Annotated in this window: 2 tRNA genes and 3 rRNA genes; all 5 read right to left on the reverse strand. The window is 50.6% G+C overall.

The window, feature by feature from the left end:
• Nucleotides 1-64 precede the first annotated feature (64 nt).
• The 5 genes from rrf to PQR63_RS23570 all read right to left on the reverse strand — a co-directional run bounded on the left by rrf (nt 65) and on the right by PQR63_RS23570 (nt 5,285).
• A 5S ribosomal RNA gene (rrf, locus tag PQR63_RS23550) occupies nt 65-177 on the reverse strand.
• Between the two features lie 139 nt (nt 178-316).
• Nucleotides 317-3,190 (reverse strand): 23S ribosomal RNA (locus PQR63_RS23555).
• 286 nt (nt 3,191-3,476) lie between these two features.
• Nucleotides 3,477-3,552: transfer RNA gene (locus PQR63_RS23560), tRNA-Ala, on the reverse strand.
• 8 nt (nt 3,553-3,560) lie between these two features.
• Nucleotides 3,561-3,637: transfer RNA gene (locus tag PQR63_RS23565), tRNA-Ile, on the reverse strand.
• A gap of 115 nt (nt 3,638-3,752) precedes the next feature.
• Nucleotides 3,753-5,285 (reverse strand): 16S ribosomal RNA (locus PQR63_RS23570).
• Together the 16S, 23S and 5S rRNA genes with 2 tRNA genes alongside form the textbook arrangement of a ribosomal RNA operon.
• Nucleotides 5,286-5,501 lie beyond the last annotated feature (216 nt).

Below are 5,501 nucleotides of genomic sequence, written 5' to 3' on the forward strand. Positions count from 1 at the left end.
TATTTTCGGAGCGGACAGCAAAAAGCCCCACACCTTCTGGTATGGGGCTTAAGCTTAATTAATAGCCTGACGATGACCTACTTTCACACTGGTTGCAGCACTATCATCGGCGCGAAGTCGTTTCACGGTCCTGTTCGGGATGGGAAGGGGTGGTACCAACTTGCTATAGTCATCAGGCATAACTTGTAGTGTTGTCTGGGTCCAATTAGAGCTAGGATGGCCAAACAACGCAATCTGGGAAGAAGTAAATATATTTTGGTGTGATGCACATTGGCAAACACATTTTAAACTCTAAAGCTATAACAGCTAATGTTATAGGGACAAGCCACACGGGCAATTAGTATCAGTTAGCTTAACGCATTACTGCGCTTCCACACCTGACCTATCAACGTCCTGGTCTCGAACGACCCTTTAGGGGAGTTAAACTCCCGGGAAGTCTCATCTCAAGGCGAGTTTCCCGCTTAGATGCTTTCAGCGGTTATCTCTTCCGAACTTAGCTACTCGGCAATGCCACTGGCGTGACAACCGATACACCAGAGGTTCGTCCACTCCGGTCCTCTCGTACTAGGAGCAGCCCCCTTCAAACTTCCAACGCCCACGGCAGATAGGGACCAAACTGTCTCACGACGTTTTAAACCCAGCTCACGTACCACTTTAAATGGCGAACAGCCATACCCTTGGGACCGGCTACAGCCCCAGGATGTGATGAGCCGACATCGAGGTGCCAAACTCCCCCGTCGATATGAACTCTTGGGAGGAATCAGCCTGTTATCCCCAGAGTACCTTTTATCCGTTGAGCGATGGCCCTTCCATACAGAACCACCGGATCACTATGTCCTACTTTCGTACCTGCTCGACTTGTCAGTCTCGCAGTTAAGCACGCTTATGCCATTGCACTATTAGCACGATGTCCGACCGTACCTAGCGTACCTTCGAACTCCTCCGTTACACTTTGGGAGGAGACCGCCCCAGTCAAACTGCCTACCATGCACTGTCCCCGATCCGGATAACGGACCAAGGTTAGAACCTCAAACAAACCAGGGTGGTATTTCAAGGATGGCTCCATAGAGACTGGCGTCCCTACTTCAAAGCCTCCCACCTATCCTACACAGATTGGTTCAAAGTCCAATGCAAAGCTACAGTAAAGGTTCATGGGGTCTTTCCGTCTAGCCGCGGGTAGATTGCATCATCACAAACATTTCAACTTCGCTGAGTCTCGGGAGGAGACAGTGTGGCCATCGTTACGCCATTCGTGCAGGTCGGAACTTACCCGACAAGGAATTTCGCTACCTTAGGACCGTTATAGTTACGGCCGCCGTTTACTGGGACTTCAATCAAGAGCTTGCACCCCATCATTTAATCTTCCAGCACCGGGCAGGCGTCACACCCTATACGTCCACTTTCGTGTTTGCAGAGTGCTGTGTTTTTATTAAACAGTCGCAGCCACCTTTTTATTGCAACCCTTTCGTCCTTCAAGCGCAGGCCTGTCAAACTACTAGGGCGTACCTTATCCCGAAGTTACGGTACAAATTTGCCGAGTTCCTTCTCCCGAGTTCTCTCAAGCGCCTTAGAATACTCATCTCGCCCACCTGTGTCGGTTTGCGGTACGGTCTCGTTAGACTGAAGCTTAGAGGCTTTTCTTGGAACCACTTCCGATTGCTTCGCGAACAAGTTCGCTCGTCCCATACCCTTGAATTACGCTGCCGGATTTGCCTAACAGCCTTCTCTGATACAGAAACCGGGACATCCAACACCCGGACAACCTTCCGCGATCCGTCCCCCCATCGCATCTAACGACGGTGCAGGAATATTAACCTGCTTCCCATCAGCTACGCATCTCTGCCTCGCCTTAGGGGCCGACTCACCCTGCTCCGATGAACGTTGAACAGGAAACCTTGGGCTTACGGCGTGGAGGCTTTTCACCCCCATTATCGCTACTCATGTCAGCATTCGCACTTCTGATACCTCCAGCATCCTTTACAAGACACCTTCGCAGGCTTACAGAACGCTCTCCTACCATATCAATAAATTGATATCCGCAGCTTCGGTGACTGGCTTAGCCCCGTTACATCTTCCGCGCAGGACGACTCGATCAGTGAGCTATTACGCTTTCTTTAAAGGATGGCTGCTTCTAAGCCAACCTCCTGACTGTTTTAGCCTTCCCACTTCGTTTTCCACTTAGCCAATCTTTGGGACCTTAGCTGGCGGTCTGGGTTGTTTCCCTCTTGACGCCGGACGTTAGCACCCGACGTCTGTCTCCCAAGCTCGCACTCATCGGTATTCGGAGTTTGCAATGGGTTGGTAAGTCGCGATGACCCCCTAGCCATAACAGTGCTCTACCCCCGATGGTGATACTTGAGGCACTACCTAAATAGTTTTCGGAGAGAACCAGCTATTTCCAAGTTTGTTTAGCCTTTCACCCCTACCCACAGCTCATCCCCTAATTTTTCAACATTAGTGGGTTCGGTCCTCCAGTGCGTGTTACCGCACCTTCAACCTGGCCATGAGTAGATCACTTGGTTTCGGGTCTACACCCAGCGACTGAACGCCCTATTCGGACTCGATTTCTCTACGGCTTCCCTATTCGGTTAACCTTGCCACTGAATGTAAGTCGCTGACCCATTATACAAAAGGTACGCAGTCACCCCTTACGAGGCTCCTACTGTTTGTATGCACACGGTTTCAGGATCTATTTCACTCCCCTTCCGGGGTTCTTTTCGCCTTTCCCTCACGGTACTGGTTCACTATCGGTCGATTACGAGTATTTAGCCTTGGAGGATGGTCCCCCCATGTTCAGACAGGATTTCACGTGTCCCGCCCTACTTGTCGCAAGCTTAGTTCCACACTAATGATTTCGTGTAAGGGGCTATCACCCTCTATGGCCGGACTTTCCATTCCGTTCCACTATCAAAAATGCTAAATCTTGCAGGCTGGTCCCATTTCGCTCGCCACTACTTTGGGAATCTCGGTTGATTTCTTTTCCTGCAGCTACTTAGATGTTTCAGTTCGCCGCGTTCGCTTCACAGACCTATGTATTCAGTCAGTGATACCCTTGCGGGTGGGTTTCCCCATTCGGAAATCTGCGGATCAAAGCTTGTTTGCTAGCTCCCCGCAGCTTATCGCAAGCTACTACGTCCTTCATCGCCTGTAATCGCCAAGGCATCCACCATGTGCACTTATTCACTTGTCCCTATAACGTTAGCCTCTCTTCCGAGAGATCGTTATAGAGCTTTTTGAGTTTAGCGTTTGCCGTATTGCCAAAGTAAGTCTTCTAATTGCTAAGATCACTTCGTAATACTTTGATTGATACAATCACACCCATCAACTTCTCACACAAGGATCGAAATCCTGGCGCTCGTCGTTGACGAATACTTTACTTCTTCCAGATTGTTAAAGAACAAAAACAGCTATTGATCACTAAAAGACCAAACCTAAATCCACACGCGTTTTGCATGCGACTTAGGTTTGACGTTTCTTGGTGGAGGTTGACGGGATCGAACCGACGACCCCCTGCTTGCAAAGCAGGTGCTCTCCCAGCTGAGCTAAACCCCCGAAACTTTTGGTGGGTCTGGTTGGGCTCGAACCAACGACCCCCGCGTTATCAACACGGTGCTCTAACCAGCTGAGCTACAGACCCGCTTGGATCAGTAATCAGAGCCAGCATGCAGGCTTTGCCTGCGCCGCAACCGAATAACTGTTCTTCTTTACTAACAGACGATAAGTGTGGGCGCTTAACTTCGTGCGCACTCTAGAAAGGAGGTGATCCAGCCGCACCTTCCGATACGGCTACCTTGTTACGACTTCACCCCAGTCACGAACCCTGCCGTGGTAATCGCCCTCCTTGCGGTTAGGCTAACTACTTCTGGCAGAACCCGCTCCCATGGTGTGACGGGCGGTGTGTACAAGACCCGGGAACGTATTCACCGCGACATGCTGATCCGCGATTACTAGCGATTCCAACTTCATGTAGTCGAGTTGCAGACTACAATCCGGACTACGATACACTTTCTGGGATTAGCTCCCCCTCGCGGGTTGGCGGCCCTCTGTATGTACCATTGTATGACGTGTGAAGCCCTACCCATAAGGGCCATGAGGACTTGACGTCATCCCCACCTTCCTCCGGTTTGTCACCGGCAGTCTCATTAGAGTGCCCTTTCGTAGCAACTAATGACAAGGGTTGCGCTCGTTGCGGGACTTAACCCAACATCTCACGACACGAGCTGACGACAGCCATGCAGCACCTGTGTTACGGTTCTCTTTCGAGCACATCCAAATCTCTTCGGACTTCCGTACATGTCAAGGGTAGGTAAGGTTTTTCGCGTTGCATCGAATTAATCCACATCATCCACCGCTTGTGCGGGTCCCCGTCAATTCCTTTGAGTTTTAATCTTGCGACCGTACTCCCCAGGCGGTCTACTTCACGCGTTAGCTGCGTTACCAAGTCAATTAAGACCCGACAACTAGTAGACATCGTTTAGGGCGTGGACTACCAGGGTATCTAATCCTGTTTGCTCCCCACGCTTTCGTGCATGAGCGTCAGTGTTATCCCAGGGGGCTGCCTTCGCCATCGGTATTCCTCCACATATCTACGCATTTCACTGCTACACGTGGAATTCTACCCCCCTCTGACACACTCTAGCCGTGCAGTCACAAATGCAATTCCCAGGTTGAGCCCGGGGATTTCACATCTGTCTTGCACAACCGCCTGCGCACGCTTTACGCCCAGTAATTCCGATTAACGCTTGCACCCTACGTATTACCGCGGCTGCTGGCACGTAGTTAGCCGGTGCTTATTCTTCAGGTACCGTCATTAGGCAAGGATATTAGCCTCACCCGTTTCTTCCCTGACAAAAGAGCTTTACAACCCGAAGGCCTTCTTCACTCACGCGGCATTGCTGGATCAGGCTTGCGCCCATTGTCCAAAATTCCCCACTGCTGCCTCCCGTAGGAGTCTGGACCGTGTCTCAGTTCCAGTGTGGCTGGTCGTCCTCTCAGACCAGCTACTGATCGTCGCCTTGGTGAGCCTTTACCTCACCAACTAGCTAATCAGATATCGGCCGCTCCACGAGCATGAGGTCTTGCGATCCCCCACTTTCATCCTTAGATCGTATGCGGTATTAGCTAATCTTTCGACTAGTTATCCCCCACTCTAGGGCACGTTCCGATATATTACTCACCCGTTCGCCACTCGCCACCAGGAGCAAGCTCCCGTGCTGCCGTTCGACTTGCATGTGTAAGGCATGCCGCCAGCGTTCAATCTGAGCCAGGATCAAACTCTTCAGTTCAATCTCTGTTTTGCCATTTCTGGCTGATTCTTGCGAATCGGTCACTCACTCAAAATACTGACAGATAATTTCTTACCTATATTTCTTTGTGAGCGTTTAAATATTTAAAGTTTCCAGACCCGAAAGTCTGTCGCACTTCATTAAACGCCCACGCTTATCGACTGTTAATTTTTAAAGAACCTTGACTGCTTCGCCGCGATATCTACTACCGCTTGC

The sequence above is a fragment of the Herbaspirillum rhizosphaerae genome, assembly GCF_046025915.1.
GTDB classification, from domain to species: Bacteria; Pseudomonadota; Gammaproteobacteria; order Burkholderiales; family Burkholderiaceae_D; genus Herbaspirillum; species Herbaspirillum rhizosphaerae_A.